The organism is Colwellia sp. BRX10-3, assembly GCF_014077505.1.
GTDB lineage: Bacteria > Pseudomonadota > Gammaproteobacteria > Enterobacterales > Alteromonadaceae > Cognaticolwellia.
Genome location: NZ_JACGWA010000003.1, coordinates 85,300 through 109,590, shown reverse-complemented (window position 1 = coordinate 109,590; position 24,291 = coordinate 85,300). Strand labels below are relative to the sequence as shown.

Genomic DNA, 24,291 nt, shown 5'->3' with positions numbered 1-24,291 from the left:
AATTATGTTTGCCTTAATTAACAATGTTATTGATCGTTGTTTTTTCACGGTTACTTTTATATTAGGCGTGCAGCTGCCTGAGTTTATACAGCAATATCAACAACGTCTTGCCGGCCACTTAGCTGAATCCAGCTCGCAATTAGACCAATTTGAGATTATTGCTCAGCAACATTTTGATGGCAGCTTGATGACCATGATCACACGCTATAAAGAGAATACTGAAGCGTCTATTATCAGCACAGGCGAGTTGATTGAACGTTTGTCAGTGCGTGTTGATTATCTGGCAAGTCATTTAGAGCAAATTACCCAACCTGATTATCTAAACCGTGTTTATCAATTTATTTGGCATTTAGATCAACAAATTGCTCAGGGTACAGCAGAGCATTTTTCCATGGCTATTCCGCTTGAGTTAAATGCGATTGCCACAGGGGGAATATTAGCGATTAGTGCATTGTTAATGAAAGAATTAACTGTTTTTGCCGTTAAACGTCCTTTTATTAAAGTAAAGCAAGATAAGGTTATTGAAAATAATTCGAAGTAAATCATCGCGTAGAACTAAAAAAGGCTGCCGAAGCAACCTTTTTTATATTGTACTAATGCAAAACTGACTTGCTAACTTATTCGCCGTTACCGTCTTCAACGCGACTTTTAAGTTTTTGACCCGGACGAAATGTCACCACTTTGCGTGCTGAAATTGGAATGTCTTCACCCGTTTTAGGGTTACGTCCAGGGCGTTCGCTTTTCACACGAAGGTCAAAGTTACCAAAACCAGACAATTTAACTTGTTCGCCTGCTTCTAAGGTTTCACGAACTTCTTCGAAAAACACTTCAACCATATCTTTTGCGTCGCGCTTACTTAGCCCAACTTTTTCAAATAAATGTTCTGCTACTTCTGCTTTTGTTAGCGCCATTATTCAATCCCTCAGAGATGCATTTAGTTCAGTTTTCAATGTATCAACCACTCGGTTAACTACGTCAGTGATATCCTTTTCTTCTAAGGTTTTATTATTATCTTGCAATGTCATTGCGATTGCTAAGCTTTTAAAACCAGTTTCAATACCACTACCTCGGTATACATCGAACAAGTTTAGATCAACTAAATAATTTCCGCCAACCTTTTCAATAAGTTGTAGTACTTTATTTGCACTAACTTGCTCATCAATCACTACAGCTATATCACGTCTGTTAGCCGGAAAGCGAGATATGTCGCGTGCTTGCGGGATATTTAGTGTACAAACTTCAGCCAATAAAAGTTCAAAAACTAATGTGCGACCATTAAGGCCTAATTTTCGTTCTAATTCAGGATGTAAGGCTCCAACGTGTCCAACTAGCACACCATTTTTGTGAATTGCGGCCGTTTGCCCTGGATGTAACGCGTCAACTTCTACCTTTGAAAAGACAAAATCACTTTCGTTGTTTGTTAAACCCAGTAACGCTTCAACATCTGATTTAATATCATAAAAATCGGTTGCTGCTTTTTCGATATCCCAATGTTCTTCACTACGTTGACCACTTAAAACACCCGCAATCATATTATCTTGGCGAACACCATTTTCTACACTTTCATCAGGAATAAAGCGTAAGCCGGTTTCGAATAAACGTACGCGGTTTTGTTGACGATTTTGATTATAAGCAACAGATTGTAATAAACCTGTCCATAAGCTCACACGCATTTCTGACATTTCAGACGAAATAGGATGCGGTAAAGTCATAGTAGCTTGGCCTGGATGAAGCTGCGCTTGTACTTTTGGGTCAACAAAACTATAGGTGATCGCTTCTTGATAACCACGATTAACTAAAACATTGCGTAATTTGCTTAACGGTAACTGTGCTTCTTTTTGCTCACGCATTGCCAATGTTGCTTTTGGTGAAACATTTGGAATATTGTTGTAACCAAAAATACGGGCAACTTCTTCAATTAAGTCAACTTCAATGCTGATATCAAAACGGTATGCAGGTACCACAACGGTCCAAACTTTATCTTGGTTCTCGCCATTTTGTGTAATATTAAAGCCTAAACGCGTTAATATTTCGCTAACCGTTGCATCATTGATATGGTAACCAATACGGCCATCCAATTTTGCACGGCGAAGTGTAACGGTTCGCTCAGCAGGGATGTTTTCTATCGATACCGCTTCAACGATTGGTCCGGCTTCACCACCCACTATTTCTAGTAATAATTGTGTCGCACGCTCCATTGCATCACGCTGTAGTTGTGGGTCAATACCACGTTCATAGCGATGCGATGCGTCAGTATGTAAACCATATTGACGGGCTTTACCTAAAATAGCTAAAGGTGCGAAGAAAGCACTTTCTAAAAATATGTCTTTTGACTCACTAGTAACACCTGAGGCCAAACCACCAAAAATACCGGCCATAGCTAATGCTTTTACATTATCGGCAATCACTAACGTTTCTGTCGATAATGTTACTTCATTGCTATCTAACAAGGTTAGTTTTTCAGCTTCATTAGCGAAACGCACATCGATACCGCCTTCAATTGCTGACAAGTCAAAGGCATGCATCGGGTGACCTTGCTCGAGCAATACGTAGTTAGTCACATCAACTACAGGGTCAATTGAACGCGTACCACAACGACGGAGTTTTTCTACCATCCATAAAGGCGTTTGGGCTGCAATATTAATATTTTTAATCACGCGACCTAAGTAGCGCGGACAAGCTTTTTCAGCTGACAAAGTAATTGCCACTGTATCGTCAATGGTTGGCGTAACGACTTTAATAACTGGCTCAGTAACGCTTAAGCTATTTAATACGCCCACTTCACGTGCTAGACCTTTTAAGCCGAGACAATCGCCACGGTTAGCAGTTAAGTCAACGTCAATTGTTACATCGTTAAGATCAAGGTATTCACGAACACACATACCAATAGGCGCATCACTCGCTAATTCCATGATGCCATCAGCACTTTCAGATAAACCTATTTCTGACTCACTACACAGCATGCCGTTTGAGGCAACACCGCGAAGTTTCGCTTTTTTAATTTTAAAGTTACCCGGTAAAACAGCACCAACGGTGGCAACGGCAACTTTTAAGCCTAAACGACAATTTTTAGCACCACAAACAATATCGGCAAGTTCACCATCATTGTAATCAGGTCCTAAATTGATTTTTGTTACTTGTAATTTGTCAGCATCAGGATGCGGACCACATTCAACCACTTCACCAATCAACACACCACTAAATTCACCTGCAACAGGTTCTACGGCATCAACTTCAAGGCCAGCCATGGTAATTTGATGTGCTAATTCATCTGAAGATATAGCAGGATTTACCCACTCACGTAACCAAGATTCACTAAATTTCATTATATGGCTTTCCTACTTGAACTGTTTTAAGAAGCGAAGATCATTTTCGAAGAATGAACGTAAGTCATTTACGCCGTAACGTAACATGGTTAAACGTTCAACCCCCATACCAAAGGCAAAACCGGTATAAACTTCAGGATCAATGCCAACGCTGCGCAGTACATTCGGATGCACCATGCCACAACCTAATACTTCCAACCATTTGCCATTTTTACCCATAATGTCTACTTCCGCAGAAGGTTCAGTGAATGGGAAATATGACGGACGGAAGCGAATTTCCACTTCTTCTTCAAAAAAGTGATGTAAGAAGTCATGCAACACACCTTTTAAATGTGTAAAACTGACATCTTTATCAACCATTAAGCCTTCCACTTGGTGGAACATAGGCGTATGGGTTTGGTCGTAGTCGTTACGATAAACTTTACCTGGCGAGATAATACGCAAAGGTGGTTGCTCTTTTTCCATGGTGCGAATTTGCACACCAGAAGTTTGGGTACGTAGCACTAACTTAGGATTAAAGTAAAAAGTATCGTGGTCTTGACGTGCAGGATGATGCTCAGGAATATTCAAAGCATCAAAGTTATGAAAGTCGTCTTCAACTTCCGGTCCTTGCTTGACTGAAAAGCCTAAATCACCAAAGAAACTTTCGATACGTTCAATTGTGCGGGTAACTGGGTGTAATCCGCCTAGCTCATCGCCACGGCCTGGCAATGTTACGTCTATAGATTCAGCCGCAAGTTGTTGCTTGATAACTTGGGCACGTAGCAATTCACCACGTTCAGTTAACAGTTTTTGTACTTGCTGTTTAGCGATGTTAATCACTTGACCCGCTTTGGGCTTCTCTTCTTTTGGTAACTTACTTAGGCCTTTCATTTGTTCTGTGAACAAACCTTTTTTTCCTAAGAAATTAACGCGAACTTGGTCAAGTTCTGCAGGATCAGTCGCCGCAGCAATTGCTTGTTCTGCCTGCAATATAATATCGTCTAAATTCATGAGTTCCTCTAAAGCGTGTTTAAAGCGCCCATAGTTTTTAGTACAAAAATATAGGGCATTAACATCGGCCTAATATTGGCCTTTAGCTAGACTTTTTCGATTAATAAAATGGTGAATGATTTTACACAAAAAATCACTGATAGAGTAGCGTAAATCTACGTTTTTCAAGAAAAAGTTAGTGCTAATTCATTATTGATTTCTAAAATAGAAATTATTCGGACAATAATACACTTAAAATAACAGCTACCCCTAGATCTGAAAGATAAAGTGTTTGGTTTAGACAAATAAAAATGGCTTCAAATACTGAAGCCATTTACTTGTTCAAAGCATATTACTGTTGGGAGTTTCAATGCAGTTAACGAAAAAAATTAAAGATTGTAGCCAACTTCATCATGCTCAGTTAAATCTAAGCCTGTGATTTCTTGCTCTTTCGACACTCTTAGTCCGCCAGTCAATAACGCGACTAATTTAAATAATATGTAAGATACAACAGCGGTATAAAGAATAGTCGAGCCGATACCAATCAGTTGTACTGTGACCTGTCCTATCATAGTACTAATACCTTCAGCGTAACCGAAACCACTAAATGCACCTAACTCAGTTGAGGCAAAAACACCGGCGAGTAAAGTTCCTAAAATACCGCCAATACCATGCACTGGAAACACATCTAACGAATCATCGATTTTAAGTTTATGTTTGATGTAAACCGTCGAATAAAAACAAATTATACCGGCTGAAACACCAATAATTAAAGCACCGCCTGGCCCAACAAAACCTGACGCTGGCGTAATGGTACCTAAACCTGCAACCATCCCGGTTACTGCACCGAGCACACTGGCTTTACCAAATTTTTTCCACTCAATAGCAGCCCATGTAAGCGCCCCGGCTGAAGCTGACAAATGAGTAACTAACATCGCCATTGCAGCGTCACCATTTGCGGCTAATGCACTACCACCATTAAAACCAAACCAGCCAACCCATAACATACCAGCGCCTGTTACTGTCATCGTAAGGTTATGAGGCAACATAGGTGTTTTAGGGAAACCGTGACGAGGCCCTAAGACTAGCGCTGCCACAAGAGCCGCAACACCTGCAGTGATATGAACAACAATACCACCAGCAAAATCATAAACGCCCATTTGTGCAAGCCAACCACCACCCCACACCCAATGGGTAACCGGAGCATAAACTACCAAAAGCCATAATCCTGAAAATAACAAGACCGCAGAAAACTTCATTCTTTCAGCATAAGCACCAATAATTAGCGCAGGCGTTATCACGGCAAAAGTCATTTGAAACAGCATGAATAAACTTTCAGGAATATCACCCGAGAGTGTTTCTTTAGTCATTCCAACCATAAGGACTTTACTAAAATCGCCAACCCACGCATTACCTTCTCCAAAGGCTATGCTGTACCCTACGATAAACCACAAAATAGATGAAACACCCGCAATGGCAAAACACTGCATTAAAATTGATAGAATATTCTTTCTACGTACTAAACCACCATAAAACAAAGCTAAGCCTGGTAATGTCATCAATAACACCAGTGCCGTGGCAGTTAATATCCACGCGGTATTAGCGCCGTTAAGGGTTGATTCTTCAGCAAAACTCGGTAGAGAAAAAGTTAAAGCTAAAAGTGTGATAATTATTTTATTCATTTTTACATCCACTATTTGAATATTTTTAGGCTCAATGCTTAACAGCCAAATTTATTTCTATTGCTTGATAATATTTATTAAATAGCGTCATCATCTAATTCACCGGTACGAATACGCGTAATACTTTCAATATTAGTGACAAATATTTTTCCGTCACCAATTTTTCCTGTTTGAGCAGAGCTAACAATAGTGTCAATAACGCGCTCAGCGAAGTCATCCTTAACCGCAATTTCAAATTTTATTTTAGGTAAAAAATCCACCGAATATTCAGCTCCACGATAAAGTTCGGTATGGCCTTTTTGACGACCAAAGCCTTTAACTTCTGTCACTGTCATACCGTCGAGGCCAATTTCGTTTAACGCTTCACGGACATCATCCATTTTGAAGGGTTTAATAATTGCTGTTATTAGTTTCATTCGATCACCTTTAGTGCATTTACAATCAATTTTAATTTTATTATTCAGTAACACTAAGCACCATTTGTACCCAAAATAAAAAATGCAATCAATACAGAAGATTAAGCTATGAATAGTAAAAAAACGCCAACCTACAAGCACCAACTTAGCGCATAAAACATTCAAAAAAGTTCGATAATGGTGCAACACCTTAATTTTGCATCACAAATGGGCACATAAATTAAAGTGAAGTGGATAGCAGATATTCAGGCTAATTTTTTACAGAGTGGAGGTTAAAAATATATTGATTGAGTATCACTCTCTTTCACATCGACGTACTAATGCGATAGAGCCATGTTCTTAATGGACGTAAGTTATTAGAGTAATGCAGGAGCAATTACCGAGATGTACTAATGCCGTGGAGCCATGGATGGCTAGGAACGGCCATGTGATCGCAGCATACCGCTCGTCCTAAGTATAAAAAAGCCCCGCTATTGCGAGGCTGTTTTACGCTTAATCACTAAAACCTAGTCAATCAGTTGATATTCTTCACGTAAAATATCAATAATTTCTTGTTTAGGGTTTTGTGATAACACGATTTTTTTACCAATAATTTTTTCTGCAATCGCAAGATAAGTCGCTGATAAAGCCATTAGCACAGAGGCAGGTAACTCATTATCACGAGCCAGTGCTTCACGCTCGCTCATACGGTCTTTATTCAAAAGAATATCGGGATCAGGAAAGTGACTCAGTAATAATTGACGGAAACCTTCTTTAGAGTTTTCAACAATTTTACCCGCGCGATATTGCTCGCCATCCCAAATGCGTGATGAATCAGGCGTGCCTACTTCATCCATATAGATAAGCTTGTCATTGCCGTTACGATCTTTGACATAACCAAACTCAAATTTAGTATCAACAAAAATTTGATCAAGTTTCGCTAATGCTGCTGAAATAACATCAAAACCTTCGGTTAATAGCTTTTCATACAAGGCTATATCGTCAGCTGATTTGAAATTAAAGGCAGCGAAATTATCTTCAATGTTTTTACGCGTAATATTGACGTCATCAACGGCTGGCACATCAGGAACATCGAGTAGAATGCCTTTTGTTGATGGTGTTTGCAGCAATTTTGGTAATTTACTGTCTTTTTCAAGACCATCGCTGAGTTCAATCCCACAAAATTCGCGTTCGCCTTTTGCATACGAACGCCACATTGAACCCGTAATGTATTGGCGACAAATAGCTTCAATCATTACAGGTTTAGCTTTTTGCACTATCCAAACAAATGGGTGTGGTATATCAAGAATATGGCTATCAGCTAAACCTTGCTCTTTAAATAATTTAAACCAATGATTAGAAATGGCATTTAATGCTGCACCTTTGCCAGGAACGCCTTTCATGCCGCCCTCACCGCGCCAAATACAGTCAAACGCTGAAATTCGGTCACTGATCACCATAATAGCTAAAGGTGTATCTTGTGCAACATCATAGTTTTTTTCTTGAATTAAGCGACGACTGTCAGCTTGAGTTAACCAATAAACAGAACGCACTTTTCCGCTATGAACAGCAACATCAGTACGGATAGGTAAATCATTATTTACCGCTAGAATTTGATCAGCAAGACTCATAATAAGACCTTCACTTCCTATAATAAAATTAAACTTTTAAATAAACAGGCTTGATTATAGATTTGATAAACCAGCTTAGTTAACGGTTCATTATTGTGGTTTCATTTTTCCTGACTTTTTAGTCAATTTTTTATCTTCTAAAAAAAGAAAAGGACGCCTAGGGCGTCCTTATCTCAGAGCTAATATCTCAAACTATGCTAAAGAAGCTTGCGCTTTTTCAACTAAGAATGTGAAAGCTGCTTTATCGTATACTGCAATGTCAGCTAGGATCTTACGATCGATTTCAATAGAAGCCTTTTTAAGACCATTAATGAAACGGCTGTAAGATAAACCATTTTGACGAGCTGCTGCGTTAATACGAGCAATCCAAAGTTGACGGAATTGACGCTTACGTTGACGACGGTCACGGTATGCGTATTGGCCAGCTTTAGTTACAGCTTGGTAAGCAACACGATAAACGCGACTACGAGCACCGTAGTAACCTTTAGCTTGCTTTAGAACCTTCTTGTGACGTGCACGCGCTTGTACACCACGTTTTACTCTTGCCATTTTCTATCTCTCCTATTAACCGTGACGTAAAAGTTTTTTAACTGACTTAATGTCAGCAGCGGAAATCATGCACTTCGCACGAAGATGACGCTTAACTTTAGTACGGCGTTTAGTCAAGATATGACGAAGACCGGCTTGTTTAAATTTATAGCCTGTGGCTGTCTGTTTAAAGCGCTTTGCAGCACCTTTATTGGTTTTCATTTTAGGCATGTTAATAACTCCGCATTGTTATGCCAAATATAAAGTAAACTAGGCGAGAGTTTCTCAGCGCTTAGCGGTTAAGCTAAGATATCGAACTCTACTTGTAGGCCTTGTTTACCAGCTTAAAGATAATAGCGGTGAGCTAAATATTTCGAAAAACATTTAGCTGCTTGTAAAACCGGGTATTATCTATTTTTTAGGGGCTAAGACCATCACCATTTGACGCCCTTCCGCTCTACGAGGGAAAAACTCGACTACGGTCAATTCTTCTAAATCGTTTTTAACGCGAGTTAGAATTTCAAGACCAAGTTCTTGGTGGGCCATTTCACGGCCACGGAAACGTAATGTTACCTTGACCTTGTCGCCGCCTTCTAAAAAGCGTTTCAGGTTGCGTAGTTTTACCTGATAATCGCCTTCATCTGTTCCAGGTCGGAATTTAATTTCCTTAACCTGTATTTGTTTCTGGTTTTTACGCTGTTCTTTCTGCTCTTTAGCCTTTTCATAGATAAACTTACCGTAATCCATAACTCGACAAACAGGAGGTTTTGCTGTTGGGCTGATTTCTACAAGATCGACACCTGCGTCCTCTGCTTGGTCCATAGCTTCATCTAATGTAACTATGCCACCTGGTTCGCCGTCATATTTAATTAAACGAACTTCATTGTCCAGAATACCTGTGATTAACTCATTTAAACGATGCGCCGGCTCTTTTTGCCCGCCACGTTGTCCGCCTTTAATAGCCATGTTCCTCCAAAGAACGTTGTGACCAAGTAAGCACTAGTTTTAGCTTACTTGGGTTAAATAATAATATTACGTGTTTTTTATTTCAAAGTGCTTATCGACGGTTTTTAACTTCGTCCGATAATTTAGTAATAAAGTCGTCTACCGACATTGTACCTAAATCTTCACCACTTCGAGTTCGTACTGCAATTTCGCCAGTTTCCATTTCTTTATCACCGACGACTAACAAATACGGAACACGCTTTAAAGTATGCTCGCGGATTTTAAAGCCTATCTTCTCATTTCTCAAGTCTAGTTTTGCTCTAAATCCACTTTCTTTTAGTTTTTTTACAACTTTTTCACAATATTGACCCTGTTTGTCGGTAATATTCATCACAGTTGCTTGAATTGGCGATAACCAAGTTGGAAATTTGCCAGTGTACTCTTCGATCAAAATTCCGATAAAACGTTCAAGCGAACCTAAAATTGCACGATGGATCATGACCGGAATGTATCTTTCGTTGTCTTCACCAACATAAGTTGCGCCTAAACGCTCTGGCAAAGCAAAATCGAGTTGCACAGTACCACATTGCCAAGCACGTCCCAAACAATCCATTAAAGTGAATTCTATCTTAGGACCGTAAAAAGCACCTTCGCCGGGTAAATATTCAAAAGCTATATCACTATCAGTCAATGCTTTTGCAAGACCGGCTTCTGCTTTATCCCAAATTTCATCACTACCAATGCGATTTTCTGGTCGAGTTGACAGTTTAACGATAATATCTTCAAAACCAAATGAGCCATAAACGTCGTATACCATTTCAATACATTTGGTTACTTCGGCTTGAACTTGCTCTTCCATACAGAAAATATGCGCGTCATCTTGAGTAAAACCACGTACACGCATTAAGCCATGTAAAGAGCCTGATGGTTCATTACGATGACAACAACCAAATTCGGCTATGCGTAACGGTAAATCACGGTAAGACTTCAAACCTTGGTTGAATATCTGTACATGCCCTGGACAGTTCATCGGTTTTATCGCGTATTCACGCTTTTCAGACTCAGTGGTAAACATACCATCAGCATATTTATCCCAATGACCTGACTTTTCCCAAAGACTGCGATCCATCATCATAGGCGCTTTAACTTCGTCGTAATCATATTCGTGTAACTTTTCACGAATGAATTTTTCTAACTCAGTATAAATAGTCCAACCATCGTTATGCCAAAACACCATACCTGGAGCTTCTTCTTGCCAATGGAAAAGATCTAAAGTTTTACCAATTTTACGATGATCACGTTTTTCAGCTTCAGCTAAACGTACTATATAAGCTTTAAGTTGCTTTTTATCAGCCCAAGCTGTGCCGTAAACACGTTGCAACATTTTGTTGTCTGAATTGCCACGCCAATAAGCTCCGGCAACTTTCATCAGTTTAAAATGATGACAATGACGCATGCTTGGTACGTGTGGTCCACGACACATGTCGATATATTCTTGATGATGATAAAGCGCTGGTGTATCTGACTTATCGATATTCTCATCAAGAATTTGTAATTTATAACTTTCGCCACGCTCAGTAAAAGCGTCATAAGCGTCTTGCCAAGTGCCGGTTTTCTTAACAACTTCGTAACCGGTACGCGCTAATTCTGTCATGCGCTTTTCTAGCTTAACTAAATCGTCTTCGGTAATTGATTCTTCTAAATCAACATCGTAATAGAAACCGTTATCGATTGTAGGGCCAATCGCCATTTTGGTGTTAGGCCATAATTGCTTAATAGCATGACCTAATAAATGCGCACAAGAATGACGAATGATCTCAAGACCTTCACTGTCTTTACTCGTAATGAGTTGCAGTGCTGCATCTTCTTTAATTAATTCACAAGCATCGACCAACTCGCCGTTAATGCGACCAGCAATGGTGGCTTTTGCCAAACCAGGGCCAATATCTAAGGCGACGTCCATTACAGAAACTGCTTGTTCAAAAGTGCGTTGACTACCGTCGGGAAGCGTAATTACAGGCATGTATTTTCCTTTATTCAGTGGCGACACACACTAAGTGCCGCTTGAGTATTATTAATAATTTTTATCACGACATTATTGATTCTTAGGCAATTAATGGCGCTATATAAAGCTAAATTCGATACTATATCGGTGGCTATTAACACGAAGATAAAAAATTGCATTAAAGCGAGCACAGGAATATAGGGTAATTCGCTATAATTTGCAATGGACAGGACGAGTATATTGAGTAAGCGAGTAAAAAAATTTATAACCTTAAAAGTGCTGATAATTTTCAGCGTTTTACTTAGCTTATATTCAAGCTTTAATTTAGCGGCACAAAATACCGCTGAAGTTGCTAATAAAACCTATAGTAAAGTTAACGACGTGCCCTGGAAATTATGGCGATCAGACGATTATTTTAAAGTCAGCTATCGTATCGATGACATTACAAGTTTAATTGAAATAAAGGCGCAAGCCACGTTTGAATCAACGCTTGCTGGTTTCCTTTACTTTATTGAAGACTTAAAGATGACTCCACGCTGGCTAGACAATGCAGCGTCAGCCGAAATAATCAGTAAAATATCACCTAACGAATATATCTTCATAACGCGCTTTAAAAGTTTATGGCCGTTTTCAGCGCGCGAGATGATTGTGCATTCTCGTTATTGGCAAAATCAGGATTTATCGATCGAAATTGCCGTTACAGACGATGGCGATAACATTGCGAAGACCAAAGACTTCGTTCGCATGCAAGTGTTACATGCACATTGGAAGATTATACCCACTCAACCTGAGCAAATAGCTATTACTTATCAATTTAAGGTTGACCCAAAAGGTAGCATTCCACAATGGCTGGCCAAACCGATGACACTAAACGCTATTTGGACCACACTCAATAATATGAAAGAACAATTACCCAATAGTAAATACCAGCAGCAAGCTAAAGCCAACATTCAAGAAATACAGCATAAATAATTCTGCATACCTACTAATGCTAGGCTGTGCTACTAACTAACGTCAGATTACTTCAAGATACTGTCAGCGTAACTTGAAGTGTTTCTCTTTTGGTGTTCTAAAAGATAATGTTAATTATTAACTATTGTATAAAACTTTATTTATGACTTTTAAGCATAGAAAGCGCCATGGCTTCCGCTACTTTAATACCATCAATACCCGCAGACAAAATACCGCCGGCATAACCTGCACCTTCACCCGCAGGATATAACCCTTTGGTATTTAAACTCTCATAGCTATCTTTATCACGGGTTATACTAATAGGCGACGATGTACGTGTTTCAACCGCAGTCAATGTGGCATCCGCCATCGAGAAACCTTTTATTTTACGCTCAAATGCGGGTAATGCTTCACGAATAGCCTCGGTGGCATAACTAGGCAAAATGTCACTCAAATCACAGTATTTAACACCAGGTTTATAAGATGGCGCTACAACACCATGCTCACCACTTTTACGTCCGGCAAGAAAGTCACCAACCAACTGCACGGGTGCATCATAGTTTTCTCCACCAAGTTTAAAGGCCGCTTCTTCTAACCGACGCTGAAACTCAATGCCGGCAAGTACATTATCTTTACTGCCATTTTCGTCATAATCTTCTGGTGATATACCAACAACAATAGCACTATTGGCGTTGCGTTCATGGCGCGAGTATTGGCTCATGCCATTAGTAACCAAACGCCCTTCTTCTGATGCTGCGGCGACTACTGTGCCGCCTGGACACATACAAAAGCTATAAACTGAACGGCCATTTTTACAATGGTGAACAAGTTTATAATCCGCCGCACCTAAAATAGGGTTTCCAGCATTTTCGCCAAAACGGGCATCGTCAATAACCGATTGCTCATGCTCAATTCTAAAACCAATTGAAAATGGCTTAGCTTTTATAAACACGCCTTTTTCATGCAACATAGTAAAAGTATCACGCGCGCTATGACCAATAGCTAAAGCAACATGTTTAGTTTCAATCACTTCACCTGTTGCCAAGGTTAAACCTGTCACTTGCCTGCTGTCGTTTTCATCTTCAGTTTGTTTAAAATGAATATCATCGACACGTTGTTCAAAACGCACTTCGCCGCCGAGACGGTGAATTTCAGCGCGCATTTGCTCAACCATGGTAACTAATTTAAAGGTACCAATATGTGGCTTGCTAACGTATAAAATTTCATCTGGTGCGCCGGCGTCAACAAACTCATGTAAAACTTTACGACTATAATGCTTTGGATCTTTAACTTGGCTCCAAAGTTTACCGTCAGAAAACGTACCCGCACCACCTTCACCAAATTGCACATTAGATTCGGTATTCAGAATTTTTTTGCGCCAAAAACCGAACGTATCTTTAGTGCGCTGACGTACTTCTTTACCACGTTCTAAAATAATCGGTTTAAAACCCATTTGTGCTAATAATAAACCTGCAAATAAACCACAAGGTCCCATACCAATAACTACCGGGCGCTCGGTTATGCTTTCTGGTGCATGTCCAACAAACTTATAACGGGTATCTGGGCTGGCTTTAATATTTTGATCACTGGAATGCTCAGCAAGAAGCTGTTCATTTTTTGTCGTTTCTACGTCTAAGGTGTACATCAAAATTATGTTGCTCTTTTTACGTGCATCGTAACCACGCTTAAAGATTGAAAAACTTGTTAGCTGCTCAGCCGTGATTTTTAATGTTGCAAGAATAACTTGCTCTAACTCTTCAGGCTGATGATTGAGTGGTAATTTGACGTTAGTTAAACGCAACATATTGTGTATCCAAAGCGAGACTAGGGTAAAAATTGGCGCTATTTTACCTGATAGTACTAGCGATACCAAATACAAAGCTAAAACAATAATTGAAATTGTTCGCTAGCAAGGTATGATCCGCATATTAGTCGCACAAATGCGGATAAATTTCATCTCCCAACATAATAAACTAAGCAGAGTAAAATGGCGTTTGTAGTAACTGATAATTGTATTCAATGTAAATACACAGATTGTGTCGCAGTTTGTCCTGCCGATGCCTTTCATCAAGGACCCAATTTTTTAGTCATTAACCCTGACTCATGCATTGATTGCGACTTGTGTCCAGTTGAATGCCCTGCCGACGCTATTTATGAAGAAAGTGAAGTACCTGAAAGTCAAAAAGACTTTATCGAACTCAACGCTGAATTGGCCAAATCATGGCCGGTTATTACTGAAGTTATTCCTGCACCTGCTGATGCAGAGCAATGGGATGGTGTGCCAAATAAAATAGCAAACTTAATTATCGATATTGAATAAATAAAATATATCTCATATTTTTAGCCTTGTTTCAGCAACCTCTGCCATTATTAACATTTATTTTTCACCTTCAACTATAATTGCTATTGGTATTAGTACAGCCTAACGGAGTAGGTGAACATGTGGCAAAATATTGAACGAGATATATCACAAGTTATAGGTGAAGAATTTAGCATTAAGCATAAACAACTCGTCACTGGTGGCGATATAAATTTATGCTATTGGCTAAGTGACTATCAGCACAATTATTTTATAAAACTTAATGATAAACCTCGTCTACAACAATTTGAAACCGAGGCGTATTCTTTAGCAAAAATAAAACAGCTTAATGCCATTGCATGCCCTGATGTTATTACCACAGGCACTTCATTAGACAAAAGCTATTTGGTATTAGAATACTTACCCTTTAATCATGCTGGCACTAAGAATTGGTGGCTATTTGGCAAACAGCTTGCGCAAATGCATCAACAATCATCACATGGTCAATTTGGTTGGCAACATGATAATTTTATTGGTAATACACAACAACCTAACGACTGGCAAAGTAATTGGCGAACATTTTTTGCCGAACAACGTATTGGCTGGCAATTACAACTGTTAGCTGAAAAATCAATAATCTTTGGTGACATTGAACATATTATAAGTGTTTGTCATGACACCTTGCTGCACCATCAAGTCACCCCGTGTTTAGTGCATGGCGACTTATGGCAAGGCAATATTGGCTTTAGTGATAGCCGTGTGTTTATTTATGATCCCGCCAGTTATTATGGTGATCGTGAAGTTGATATCGCCATGACAGAATTGTTTGGTCAAATGCCTGATGAATTTTATCAAGGTTATCAGGAGACATACCCATTACAAAGCGGCTTCGACAAACGTAAACTAATCTACAATTTTTACCATATCCTTAATCATGCTAACTTATTTGGTGGGGTTTATATTGAACAGTCTAAAGCCAACTTAAACCGTATATTAGCACTGTATTAAGCCAGTAAAAGTGTATTTTTAACGGGGAAATATTCGCACTTTGGCTAAAGTTGTTCATACTAAAGTTACGGTTAAAAAAGTTAAAACCTAGGAGCCATTATGCCCCATGATATTAAAGAACAACGCATCGAATGCCCTCATTGCGGTCACCATATTCGTGTTTCCTTAGACGCCAGTGAAGGCGACCAAGATTATTATGAAGAATGCCCGGCTTGTTGCATGGAAATGCATTTGAATTTACATATTGATGAATACCGTAAAAAAATTCAATTAGCGGTTGCTAGTGATAATGAACAGTATTTTTAAATAAGCATTGTCTTATCAAAAACCTAAACATCGCGGTTGTGCACAGGTACTGTTAATAAGCTTAGCTTTCATATCAAAAAATTAATTAAGGCTAAGCTTCATGCGCTCAATAGTTTCAACAATGGTCATAGTTTGTTGATCAATTTCAATATTAACTTTATCGCCAACAAGCACATACTGTAAGTTGGTACGAGCTAAGGTTTCAGGTATTAAATGCACCGAAAACGACTCTCCTACATCCGCGCCCAGTGTTAAACTAATGCCATTAATACTGATAAAGCCTTTGGCAAATATATACTTTTTATATTCCGCTGCAATCGTAAAACTTAGTGTGCAATTATCTTGGCTATCGATACGATTAGCGAGAATGGCTTGAGTATGAACATGGCCACTGAGCATATGTCCGCCAATTTCATCACCAATTTTTAACGAGCGCTCAACATTAACCTCTGTACCCAATTCAATATCAGCAAGGTTAGATACCCGTAGAGTTTCATCAATAACATCAAAACTTATAAAGCTGCTAACTTCATCCAAACGACCAAATTCAACAACCGTTAAACAAACGCCATTTATCGCAACACTCGCCCCAATTTCAAGGTTATCTATCAGTGTGTTTTCTATGGCGATTTTTAATCTTATCGCATTATTTTTACTAATTATCGCAATTACTTCAGCTTGTGATTGCACTATACCGGTAAACATATATCATCCAGATAAATACTCTATTTTTTGCTATCTTAGCAAGAATAACCCAATGATATAATTGCCTTGATGAACATTAATCTTTTTTTTTCCAATAGCAAAAATTTAATGAAATTGGCTTACCCAATTTTAATCGCCCAATTGATCCAAAATTTAATGGGTTTTGCTGATACCGTGATGGCCGGTCGAGTTAGTGCTACCGATATGGCAGCCGTTGCCGTAGCGAGTAGTGTCTGGTTACCTTTAATTTTAACCATATCAGGTCTGGTGATGGCACTCGCCAGTATTATTTCGCAATTATCAGGTGCCAAACAATTCGACGATGTGGCAAAAGCTAGCTATCAAACCGCTTGGATAGCTGTTTTTTTCTCAATAATCATCATTATTCTGTACTACATTGCAACGCCTATGTTGATAGACTCTCTTTCGATGGATCCTGAACTCAAAAATTTGATGTTTGATTATTTGGGTTACATTGTTTGGGGCGGTCCGGGCTATTGCTTGTATTTAGTCTTACGTAATTATTCAGAAGGCTTATCTTTTACGCGCCCAACCATGATCATTAGCATATTAGGCTTACTGATTAACATACCAGCCAACTATATATTTATTTATGGTGAGTTTGGCATGCCAGCATTGGGTGGCGCAGGTTGCGGTATTGCAACCGCCATTGTTTATTGGGTTATGTTCCTAGGAATGCTTGCCTATGCTTATTTCTCTAAACACCTAAAACACGCACCACTGTTTACCAAGTTCTATTGGCCGCAATGGTCAGAAATGAAAATTATATTGGCATTAGGCACACCCATAGCATTTTCATTACTTTTCGAAGTAAGCCTATTTGCTGCAGTAGCCATAATATTAGTACCATTTGGCGCTAATGTTGTCGCAAGTCACCAAATTGCCATTAACTTTTCTGGTTTAGTCTTTATGGTGCCGTTAAGTTTAGCGATGGCTGTCACCATAAAAGTAGGCTTTGAAGTCGGCAATAAAAACCTTGATAAAGCAAAAGAGCTTTGCCGATATTCAGTTATTTTAGGACTGATTATTGCGGTTGTAACAGCAGCAGTTACCTTATTGTTTAGCACACAAATTGCAGCTATCTATACCATAGATACTGAAGTACTTGAACTTGCGGCTGGCTTAATGTTTTTAGCGGCTTTATTTCAGTTTTCCGATGCCATACAAGTTATTTCAGCAGGCGCATTACGTGGTTACAAAGACACTAAATCAATTTTGTATATCACCTTTTTCTCCTACTGGGTTGTTGGCCTATCTTTCGGTTTAATATTAGGATTAACCGACTGGATAGCCCCTGCATCTGGCCCTTATGGTTTCTGGATAGGCTTTATTTCTGGTTTAACCGTTGCTGCAGTGTTACTGGCTTGGCGTTTAAAAGTGGTACAAAATCGCTTTGATCAACAAGCAGTATTAGCAAGTTAACATTTATTATTCAGCTCGAATTAGATTATTTGTCGCTAAAATGAGCAAGTGCAATAGCCGCTGCTGAATTAATCAGCAGTTGCAGCGAGTTTTATATAAAACTGCTTGCACTTGCTAAAACAGATCGCTAACATAGCGCCTCGTTGAGTTACTCAACATTTTCACTTGAAATAAAGCTCGCTTAGCTCAGTTGGTTAGAGTACTTGCATGACATGCAAGGTGTCACTGGTTCGAGTCCAGTAGCGAGCACCATATTAGGGTTTATTAACCCAAAAAAACCCGAGAGCATTTAATTGTGCTTCTCGGGTTTTTTTATGTTTAAAGCGATGTAATACCACCTTGTATAATCATCACTTTTATCTGCTAAAATAACAACAGGATTAATAAATGCACACTCTGACTCAGTTAAAATCTGGCGAACTCATGGGTATAACGCGTTTAAAACTCTCCGAAGACTTAAGCTCATTTCCGATGGAAATTCTGTCGTTAGCAGACAGCTTAGAAATTCTAGATTTATCAGACAATCAATTAACCTCACTGCCAAACGAGTTAACCCAGCTCAAAAAGCTTAAAATAATTTTTGCCTCAAACAATTTATTTAAAGTATTACCTGAAGTTTTAGGACAATGCGAAAATTTAGAAATGGTTGGTTTTAAATCAAACCAAATTAATCAGGTACCTGCTAAAGCTTTACCAGATAAACTACGGTGGTTAATTTTAACCGACAACTGCATTGAAACATTACCTGACTCATTAGGCGAGCGTCCTCAACTGCAAAAATTAGCGCTAGCCGGCAATAAATTATCCAAACTACCATTAACACTAGCAAAATCAAGCAACCTTGAATTAGTGCGTATTTCAGCGAATAACATTACTGAGTGCCCTGAACAATTGTTAGGTTTACCTAAGCTTGCATGGTTTGCCTTCTCAGGTAACCCATTCAGTCGTTCTCAACTTAAGCTAGCAACCGTACCGTCATTGCCCTCATCAAGTTTTTCTTTGCATAATGTGCTTGGGCAAGGCGCGTCAGGTGTTATTTCAAAAGCTATTTGGACAGATAAGCCATTAAACTTTCCAGATGAAGTTGCTGTAAAAGTGTTTAAAGGAAAAGTAACTAGCGATGGTTACCCTGAAGATGAGTTACAAGCTTGCTTAAAAGTTGGCAATCATAAAAACCTAGTTTGTTCTTTGGCACAAGTTAATGAAGATAACTATTTAGCGTTAATCATGAACTTAATTCCGAATAACTTTAAAAATTTAGGTTTACCGCCCAACTTCCAAACTTGCACTCGTGACACCTTTCCTAAAGGCTTTACCTTAAGCACCGAGCAAATTGAAAAGATAGTGATACAAATGGAAAACGTGTTTGAGCATTTACACGCGAATAAAGTATGCCATGGCGATTTATATGCCCATAACACCCTGTTTGATGAAAACGCTAATATAATTTTTGGCGACTTTGGTGCAGCTACTATGTATCACATGCTAAACGGCGAGCAGCAAAAGTTAATCCGTAAAATTGAACGCCGAGCACTTTCATTTTTTATTGAAGACTTATTAAGTATTTGTAATGAACAAGCGCAAAGTAGCCAGCAATATAAAGTTATCGAGCAAAAACTTAATGATATTGCTGAAAATAAACACTAAATAGTCATTCAAAATTATTAATGAGTTATCACACAGCCTTGTTATAATGCGGCAACAATTACTTTATAGAAGACACCATGAATTACACCTCAATTGACGAATTAAAAAACGCTTGGGTCTTTAAGCATAATAGTTTACCTATTAGCGATAGCGACAAAACAAAAATAAAGCCTATGGCGAGTAATCGTGCAAAGGTACTTTGGGATGGCGCTATTAGTAAACAAGTTGATCATCCTGACTTTTTTAAAAAAGGTGATTGGCCTGAAAACGCAGCATCGTGGCTAGATAATGGTAAATGGGAAAGTACTTGGGATAGTGAAGAAAGTTTATTACCCGAGATGATTTTAACGCATCTAAAGTGGGATAATAATACCGTGGTTTATTATTGCAGTGCGAGAGACAATGTTATTGAAACCACCTGGGCGGTATTTCAACGTTGTTGGAAAAACTTTCTCTTTATGGATGATGGTGCAATTTTGGTTGGCAAAAAGCGCAATGAAGCCGTGCAATTTCTATCAACCGGGTATTTTAAGATAGGTAAAAAGCCAAGTTAAGACCGTTAAAACATATGTTTAATTACGTTATTCAGTTTTTTCCTCTGCAGTCCTCGTTCTTTTCTCCTTGTGAATTATTTTATTAATTTTGCAGGGAGGAAATATCAACTTAAGACAAATTAAATATTTTCATTACCAAAGCCTCTAATCTAGTCACAATATATTTATAAAACCATGGCGGCTATCCAACCAAAGGCAATTAGCGGTAAGTTGTAGTGAATAAATGTAGGGACTACACTGTCCCAAATATGGTTATGTTGTCCGTCAATATTAAGCCCTGCTGTTGGCCCTAGTGTTGAGTCAGACGCTGGAGAACCTGCATCTCCAAGTGCTGCCGCCGTACCAACTAAAGCTACAATAGCTAATGGTGAAAAGTTTAATTGCAAGGCAAGAGGAACATAAATTGCGGCAATAATAGGAATGGTTGAAAACGACGAACCAATGCCAATGGTTATAAAAAGTCCGACTAATAACATCAAAATAGCGGCAATCGCTTTACTGTCGCCCATTATATTGACCGAAGCCGCAACGAGTGAATTAATGTCTCCGGTTGAGCGCAATACTTCAGCAAAACCACCAGCGGCTATCATAATAAAGCCAATCATGGCCATCATACGCATGCCTTGCGTAAAAACATCGTCTGAGTCTTGCCATTTTAACGACCCTGATAATAAAAACACTAAAAAGCCTGCCACCCCACCATAAATCATTGAATGCGTCATAATTTGAATAGTAAAGGCTAAAACAATAGCGATTACAGCTACGGCAATGGTTCTGCCGCAATATGGGGTTTCATGGTCTTCTTCAATGCCTTCTACTTTTTCCAACTTTTCTAGGTCGTATACACGTTTATGACGATAACTATAAAAAACCGCAATCAGCAACCCTACCAACATGCCCGATGCTGGAATTAACATGGCCACCGCCGCATTAATACCATCGGTTTGCATACCACTTTGTTGAATATTGCCCAGTAAAATATCATTTAAAAAAATCGCGCCGAAGCCAACAGGAAAGAACATATAAGGGCTGACTAAACCAAAGGTTAAAATACACGCGACTAATCTGCGGTCAATACCCATTTTAGTCATCATAAACAATAAAGGCGGTACAAGGATCGGGATAAAGGCGATATGAATAGGCACAATGTTTTGGGATGAGAATGCGGCTAACAATAAAAAAGTTAACACAAAGTATTTAATTTTTCGGGTTTGGCTTTCGGTAGTTACGCCATTGAGTTTTTTAGTAATTTTACTCGCAAACATTGCCGGTAAACCTGATTTAGAGATGGTTGCTGCGAATGCACCAAGCAAGGCATAACTTAATGCGGTTCGGCCTCCTGAGCCTATTCCAGTATTAAATGCGTCAATGGTTTCAGTTATATTAAGCCCACCGACAACACCAGCAAAAATAGCAGATAAAAGCAGCGCAACCACTACGTTAACCCGGAGTAAACTTAAACTTAACATCAATAAAATTGAGACAAGCACAGCGTTAAGCATGGCAGAACCCGAACGCATAGATTCATAAATCATATAAGCAATAGCCATCGATAGTATAGATATAACAACTTTAATCTCTGAATACTTAACGCTATTGCTCTTAGGCTTAATATTTTCCATTGTAATACCTTTTGTTAACGGCCAAGTTGAGCTTAATTATTATTTTCCGTAAAAGGTTTTACGAGCCGATGCCGAGAGTGATACTCCAGGTTTATTGTTATAAGCAAGTACTACCATCATGCGTGTTGTATCGCCCATTGTCGGTGTTACTCTATGGATAGCATTACGTCCTCTAAATAACACTAATGCACCTGGTTCTATGGCAAGCATGTTCGGCGTAACATGACCCTTAAGTACTTTTTCTACACCAGAAAAATTCATTTCACCTTTATCTGCATCTCGAACATCTCTAACATACTGAAATTCTCCTCCACCTTTAGGTTTTTGAATCAATAAAGTAGTAGCAAAAGATGAATTGTCAAAATGCCAACCCAACTCTTGCCCTTCACTGGCATAATGTAGATTAATTGAAGAACACTCGTCAGCATAGGAATGAAGCTCTTTTTCATTTAACACAATTTTTAAAAATGAACGAAACAATTCGCTATCATATAAGGTGCGAAGTACAGAATCGCTACCAATTTGATCATCAGTAATACAGCCTTTGCTAGATGTTACTGACTGATTTCGGACGTGATCTTCAGGGTAACTAGGGTCGGCATCACTAATGTATACGTTATGTTGTTGATTGGTAAAAAATGCTAAACCTTTCTTTGCTTCACCTTCCAGTCGAACTTGCTCTAAAGCCTGTGCAGTAATAAATTTATCGATAACGATTGCGCCATCACGCTCAAGTATTTCTTTGCACTTTTGTATATAAGTTGGGTCTGTGATCTGATTTGATTTAAGATCTATAACGTCTTCAAACTTCATTAATACCTCCAATTTCTTAAATTATTAGTCATCAAGATCACATTGGCCGAAGCTAAATTTTCAACTGAATATGATTTTTCTTGTCACTCCATTATCTTGACTTCTAAACTAAGTACAATACACCAATATGGTAATTGTCTTTTACTCAGCAGTAATAGTAGTTAAAGTATTTGAGGCATATTATGAGTGATGTGCAGTAATAAATAATGTATAAAAACCATTAGTTAATTTTTAAATCAGCTTAATACGTACGAAAATTAGTTTTCACACCGCTTTTTCAGGTACAAAAAAGGGGAAGTAATTTCCCCCTTAAATATGCTGTTATTTGACTTTAGCTATACGCTAATTTTGCGTTATGATGCGCTGATCATAAATTTGATAGTCTACTATCCTGAGCTCTGCTTATTTAGCCTCTTCACTGGATAATAACACGGCAAACCAGCTTCCTTCTTTAGAGTTTTCTAGGGCTATTTTAATGATCATGGTCAAAGGTACTGATAACAACATGCCAACAGTACCAAGTAGCCAGCCCCAAAAAATTAGCGAAATAAATACCACTAAGGTCGACAGACCTAGGCCACGTCCTAAATAACGTGGCTCTACAACATTACCCATAACGGTGTTTATGGTTAAATAACCTAAGCCAATAAAACCTGCGGCGGCTGGCCCTAACTGTAAAACAGCTAGCGACATAGCAGGAACGGCTGCGATAATTGAACCAATATTTGGAATGTAATTTAGCAGAAATGCTAACACGCCCCACAGTAAGAAAAAATCTAAACCAAACGCCCACAACATAATTGAAACAATCACGCCGGTAGCGATACTGACTAAGGTTTTTATTGCCAGATAATTATTTACCGATGCCAAAAACTGGTCAATTTGTTTTAATCGCGCTTGTGGATCATCAAGGGCTAAATGTAATTTATGCGGTATTGATGACGCTTCAAACAGCATAAAAACAACCGTGATAATGATCAAAAACAAGTTCGCCATAACACCGCCCAAACCACTGAGCATGTTAGCGGCTAACCCCATGGCTGCCGCGGGATCAAAGTATTCAATCAATAATTCTGATGATATTATAATATTGTAATCGTCTAGTTGTTGGGTTAACCAAATAAACTGTTCTTGAAGTTGCGCACGATATACTGGAATAAGTTGCGACAATTCATTTAATGAATTACCGACCAGCCCAGCCAGTGAAAGCGCAATTGAAACAAAAATGCCAATCACAAAGACAACCGCTATCGGTTTTGGAATTTTATAGCGCGCTGCCATTACCACTAACGGGTTACAAATAATGGCGATAAACGCCGATAATAAAAATGGCACTAATAATGTCGCCGCGGTTTTTATACCCGCGAGTACCACAAATAATGCGGCAGTAACCAATAAAAACTTCACCGCGCCTTCCGACTTTCCTTGTAAACCCATTTTGTAAACCCATATGCATAAG

The 24,291-nt window shown here is 38.9% G+C and carries 23 protein-coding genes and 1 tRNA gene; 9 read left to right on the top strand and 15 right to left on the bottom strand.

What is annotated here, in order from left to right:
• Nucleotides 1-4 precede the first annotated feature (4 nt).
• Nucleotides 5-541: a DUF2937 family protein gene (locus tag H4J38_RS07305; RefSeq protein WP_182130981.1), complete on the top strand. Its 537-nt coding sequence runs from the start codon at nucleotides 5-7 to the stop codon at nucleotides 539-541.
• A 76-nt stretch (nucleotides 542-617) separates the two neighbouring features.
• On the opposite strand, the gene H4J38_RS07300 is transcribed toward H4J38_RS07305, so the two are convergent.
• From H4J38_RS07300 to thrS, 10 genes are all read right to left on the bottom strand, one after another.
• The gene (locus H4J38_RS07300) at nucleotides 618-911 is read right to left on the bottom strand and encodes an integration host factor subunit alpha (RefSeq protein ID WP_081178180.1); all 294 of its coding nucleotides are present in this window, start codon (nucleotides 909-911) and stop codon (nucleotides 618-620) included.
• A gap of 3 nt (nucleotides 912-914) precedes the next feature.
• A complete protein-coding gene (gene pheT, locus H4J38_RS07295) occupies nucleotides 915-3,326 on the bottom strand; it encodes a phenylalanine--tRNA ligase subunit beta (RefSeq protein WP_182130979.1) in 2,412 nt (803 codons plus the stop codon).
• A 12-nt stretch (nucleotides 3,327-3,338) separates the two neighbouring features.
• Nucleotides 3,339-4,319: a phenylalanine--tRNA ligase subunit alpha gene (gene pheS, locus H4J38_RS07290; protein ID WP_081149673.1), complete on the bottom strand. Its 981-nt coding sequence runs from the start codon at nucleotides 4,317-4,319 to the stop codon at nucleotides 3,339-3,341.
• Between the two features lie 368 nt (nucleotides 4,320-4,687).
• A complete protein-coding gene (locus H4J38_RS07285; protein WP_182130977.1) occupies nucleotides 4,688-5,980 on the bottom strand; it encodes an ammonium transporter in 1,293 nt (430 codons plus the stop codon).
• A 77-nt stretch (nucleotides 5,981-6,057) separates the two neighbouring features.
• Entirely contained in the window at nucleotides 6,058-6,396 is a 339-nt protein-coding gene (locus H4J38_RS07280; RefSeq protein ID WP_182130975.1) for a P-II family nitrogen regulator, read from the bottom strand.
• A 506-nt stretch (nucleotides 6,397-6,902) separates the two neighbouring features.
• Nucleotides 6,903-8,006 (bottom strand): phosphoribosylaminoimidazolesuccinocarboxamide synthase, encoded by a 1,104-nt coding sequence (locus H4J38_RS07275; RefSeq protein WP_182130973.1) that lies wholly within the window; start codon nucleotides 8,004-8,006, stop codon nucleotides 6,903-6,905.
• A 192-nt stretch (nucleotides 8,007-8,198) separates the two neighbouring features.
• Entirely contained in the window at nucleotides 8,199-8,555 is a 357-nt protein-coding gene (gene rplT / locus H4J38_RS07270) for a 50S ribosomal protein L20 (RefSeq protein WP_182130971.1), read from the bottom strand.
• 15 nt (nucleotides 8,556-8,570) lie between these two features.
• Nucleotides 8,571-8,765 carry a 50S ribosomal protein L35 gene (gene rpmI / locus H4J38_RS07265; protein WP_146878580.1) on the bottom strand — a complete coding sequence of 65 codons (195 nt, stop codon included), beginning with the start codon at nucleotides 8,763-8,765 and terminating at the stop codon, nucleotides 8,571-8,573.
• A 180-nt stretch (nucleotides 8,766-8,945) separates the two neighbouring features.
• Entirely contained in the window at nucleotides 8,946-9,500 is a 555-nt protein-coding gene (gene infC / locus H4J38_RS07260; RefSeq protein WP_182130969.1) for a translation initiation factor IF-3, read from the bottom strand.
• 91 nt (nucleotides 9,501-9,591) lie between these two features.
• Nucleotides 9,592-11,502, bottom strand: a complete 1,911-nt coding sequence (gene thrS, locus H4J38_RS07255) for a threonine--tRNA ligase (RefSeq protein ID WP_182130967.1) — start codon at nucleotides 11,500-11,502, stop codon at nucleotides 9,592-9,594.
• Between the two features lie 222 nt (nucleotides 11,503-11,724).
• On the opposite strand from thrS, the gene H4J38_RS07250 reads away from it, so the two are divergent.
• Nucleotides 11,725-12,456: an START domain-containing protein gene (locus tag H4J38_RS07250; RefSeq protein WP_182130965.1), complete on the top strand. Its 732-nt coding sequence runs from the start codon at nucleotides 11,725-11,727 to the stop codon at nucleotides 12,454-12,456.
• Nucleotides 12,457-12,592: 136 nt separating this feature from the next.
• Here H4J38_RS07250 and H4J38_RS07245 read toward each other — a convergent pair whose 3' ends face one another.
• The gene (locus H4J38_RS07245) at nucleotides 12,593-14,239 is read right to left on the bottom strand and encodes an NAD(P)/FAD-dependent oxidoreductase (RefSeq protein ID WP_182130963.1); all 1,647 of its coding nucleotides are present in this window, start codon (nucleotides 14,237-14,239) and stop codon (nucleotides 12,593-12,595) included.
• 183 nt (nucleotides 14,240-14,422) lie between these two features.
• Between H4J38_RS07245 and fdxA the strand changes: the two genes are divergently transcribed.
• The 3 genes from fdxA to H4J38_RS07230 all read left to right on the top strand — a co-directional run bounded on the left by fdxA (nucleotide 14,423) and on the right by H4J38_RS07230 (nucleotide 16,048).
• Entirely contained in the window at nucleotides 14,423-14,755 is a 333-nt protein-coding gene (gene fdxA, locus H4J38_RS07240) for a ferredoxin FdxA (RefSeq protein ID WP_182130961.1), read from the top strand.
• A 120-nt stretch (nucleotides 14,756-14,875) separates the two neighbouring features.
• A complete protein-coding gene (locus tag H4J38_RS07235; protein WP_182130959.1) occupies nucleotides 14,876-15,742 on the top strand; it encodes a fructosamine kinase family protein in 867 nt (288 codons plus the stop codon).
• A 99-nt stretch (nucleotides 15,743-15,841) separates the two neighbouring features.
• Nucleotides 15,842-16,048, top strand: a complete 207-nt coding sequence (locus H4J38_RS07230) for a CPXCG motif-containing cysteine-rich protein (RefSeq protein ID WP_182130958.1) — start codon at nucleotides 15,842-15,844, stop codon at nucleotides 16,046-16,048.
• Nucleotides 16,049-16,129: 81 nt separating this feature from the next.
• Here H4J38_RS07230 and H4J38_RS07225 read toward each other — a convergent pair whose 3' ends face one another.
• Entirely contained in the window at nucleotides 16,130-16,753 is a 624-nt protein-coding gene (locus tag H4J38_RS07225; RefSeq protein ID WP_182130956.1) for a riboflavin synthase subunit alpha, read from the bottom strand.
• A gap of 108 nt (nucleotides 16,754-16,861) precedes the next feature.
• Between H4J38_RS07225 and H4J38_RS07220 the strand changes: the two genes are divergently transcribed.
• The 4 genes from H4J38_RS07220 (at nucleotide 16,862) to H4J38_RS07205 (ending at nucleotide 20,397) form a co-directional block, all read left to right on the top strand.
• Nucleotides 16,862-18,196 (top strand): MATE family efflux transporter, encoded by a 1,335-nt coding sequence (locus tag H4J38_RS07220; RefSeq protein ID WP_259365435.1) that lies wholly within the window; start codon nucleotides 16,862-16,864, stop codon nucleotides 18,194-18,196.
• A 175-nt stretch (nucleotides 18,197-18,371) separates the two neighbouring features.
• A tRNA-Val gene (locus tag H4J38_RS07215) sits at nucleotides 18,372-18,448 on the top strand.
• Between the two features lie 135 nt (nucleotides 18,449-18,583).
• Nucleotides 18,584-19,843: a leucine-rich repeat-containing protein kinase family protein gene (locus H4J38_RS07210; protein WP_182130952.1), complete on the top strand. Its 1,260-nt coding sequence runs from the start codon at nucleotides 18,584-18,586 to the stop codon at nucleotides 19,841-19,843.
• 77 nt (nucleotides 19,844-19,920) lie between these two features.
• Nucleotides 19,921-20,397: a DUF2947 family protein gene (locus tag H4J38_RS07205; protein WP_182130950.1), complete on the top strand. Its 477-nt coding sequence runs from the start codon at nucleotides 19,921-19,923 to the stop codon at nucleotides 20,395-20,397.
• Nucleotides 20,398-20,561: 164 nt separating this feature from the next.
• Here H4J38_RS07205 and H4J38_RS07200 read toward each other — a convergent pair whose 3' ends face one another.
• From H4J38_RS07200 to H4J38_RS07190, 3 genes are all read right to left on the bottom strand, one after another.
• Entirely contained in the window at nucleotides 20,562-21,899 is a 1,338-nt protein-coding gene (locus tag H4J38_RS07200) for a Na+/H+ antiporter family protein (protein ID WP_182131256.1), read from the bottom strand.
• Nucleotides 21,900-22,058: 159 nt separating this feature from the next.
• The gene (locus tag H4J38_RS07195) at nucleotides 22,059-22,832 is read right to left on the bottom strand and encodes a 2OG-Fe(II) oxygenase family protein (RefSeq protein WP_182130948.1); all 774 of its coding nucleotides are present in this window, start codon (nucleotides 22,830-22,832) and stop codon (nucleotides 22,059-22,061) included.
• 402 nt (nucleotides 22,833-23,234) lie between these two features.
• Nucleotides 23,235-24,269, bottom strand: a complete 1,035-nt coding sequence (locus H4J38_RS07190; protein WP_182130946.1) for an AI-2E family transporter — start codon at nucleotides 24,267-24,269, stop codon at nucleotides 23,235-23,237.
• Nucleotides 24,270-24,291: the final 22 nt, after the last annotated feature.